At 63.8% G+C, this 240-nt stretch carries 1 protein-coding gene; it reads right to left on the bottom strand.

Going from position 1 to position 240, the window contains the following annotated elements; all coding sequences use genetic code 11:
• Positions 1–240: hypothetical protein (locus tag SB679_RS26120; RefSeq protein WP_410705310.1), on the bottom strand; the 240-nt coding region annotated here is incomplete at both ends.

Genomic DNA, 240 nt, shown 5'->3' with positions numbered 1-240 from the left:
GAGTGCCGCCTCCTTAGGCTCCACTCCACCGCTGGCCGTCTCCAGAAATTCGGCGAAGGCCTGCGGATCCTCAGCGCTCAGGGCAATCTCGCTGATGCCGGTGACGCCGTTTGCATGGGTTTCCAGTGCCTTGCGATCGGCCGGAAAGGCGTTGATCCGCTGGCAGGCGAAGAAGAAGACATCGGGTGCCCGGAGATCGGCGGCAAAGGCGAGCTTGAAGGCGCCTGTCGCCTGTGTTCC

The sequence above is a fragment of the Chryseobacterium sp. SIMBA_029 genome, assembly GCF_046535275.1.
Taxonomy (GTDB): Bacteria; Bacteroidota; Bacteroidia; order Flavobacteriales; family Weeksellaceae; genus Chryseobacterium.
Note: the sequence above shows the minus strand (reverse complement) of the source record. Positions and strands in the feature narration are given on the sequence as shown.